Below are 1,455 nucleotides of genomic sequence, written 5' to 3' on the forward strand. Positions count from 1 at the left end.
CTAATTTTTAGTTGAGATACTGTAAATGGATAGTAGGACTATAAGCATGAACTAATAAATTCACTTCAAAAATGTAAACTTATTTTAGGACGCTACAGTCGGTACTAGTCTTTGGGAAGGGGGAGAATACTAACCACCTGAACCAACGATCAATCCTTTTACGCGTATTGTTATGTTTTATTTTTCTCGCTTTCCTATTCGTTGCCTGCTTAGTAGTATAGGTATCCTGATGGCATCTTGTCAGACGATCTCGCCTGTCGAGCCTGACGAATCAGTCAAGGGCCTAACTCGTCCGGCTTTTATTGATTACCATGCGGACGGAACGTTGGCTCATCTGGTTTATCGGGCTCAATTTACCTATAACGCGATCAATCAACTCGAGTCCGTTCGCGATTCGTTGCTGGCGCCCTCAGCGGTTAATAGACCCATTGTCCCTTGGGTAAAATTTTCCTATCTGAATCATCGCTTAATCGGCGTTAGTCTGCGATCCTTATCCAATGATCTGGATTCGACCGCTTATAGTTGGGACAAGCCCGCCCGCTTCGACTTGACGTATGAGGGCCCAACTCTTAGCGCTCGTCTAGTCATTGATGATCAGGAAGTGAAAAAGGCCAGCTTTGGGCTCGACCAGGAAGGCTATCCTCTAAAATCCAATGTTAAGCTAGGCAGACTGTATCTGAATAACCAAGGCCATTTTGATCTGGAAGCGGAATCAAAAGACAGTAAGTCTCGTAACCCAAATGTGTTCTATGAAGTGCTCGATCAGCAGTATGATCACTACCAGACGGTATTTGCCCAGAGTAAAGAATATCAGATTCTGGCGGCTTTACTAGCCTCTTTCAATCGAAGCGTTGGGTCGTCGACGGGCTTGACTGGTTTAGATGTGCTCACTAGTAATAACCTGCTCAGCCGTACTAAAAAGTATTGTACTGCCTTGTATGGTTGTCAGACCAGTACGTTAAAGAGTGAGACACTACAAGTCAATAAGGCGGGCTTTCCTCTCCAACGGGTTGCTCCGGTAGGCGTCATGGGTCAGTTTACCTACACGATCACTTACCAGTAGGGCCTACCTAACCGCTGTCTAGATAACTGGGTTTAAACTGAGGGGCAAGCCGAGGGTTTATCGATGCTGGTGCTGGCGCTGCCCATAAACGGTTAGTGTTATTACTACCTGAGTATGCCAAGAATAATAGTTGAAAGCGTTTGTAGCCGTTGCAAACTAATTTGCAACGGCTACCTTTTTTTTATCTCAAAAATCGCCCGTTTTTTGACGCAGCGTACTGTGCAATGATGGTGATATTTGTGATAATTAATTACCGTCTAAAATTGTCATCTCATGAATCAACGTCTCGTTTTCGTGTAGCGTCCTAAAATAAGTTTACATTTTTGAAGTGAATTTATTAGTTCATGCTTATAGTCCTACTATCCATTTACAGTATCTCAACTAAAAATTAG

At 43.5% G+C, this 1,455-nt stretch carries 1 protein-coding gene; it reads left to right on the forward strand.

Annotation, left to right across the window (positions count from 1 at the left end):
• Positions 1-229: 229 nt before the first annotated feature.
• Positions 230-1,063, forward strand: coding sequence for a hypothetical protein (locus ACYVIY_RS28565; RefSeq protein ID WP_460980085.1), 834 nt, complete (start codon positions 230-232; stop codon positions 1,061-1,063).
• Positions 1,064-1,455 lie beyond the last annotated feature (392 nt).

This window comes from Spirosoma knui (assembly GCF_054780635.1).

Excerpts from the sequence above, each read along its gene's own strand:
- ACYVIY_RS28565 (WP_460980085.1), top strand. The coding sequence starts at position 230 with ATGGCATCTTGTCAGACGATCTCGCCTGTCGAGCCTGACGAATCAGTC.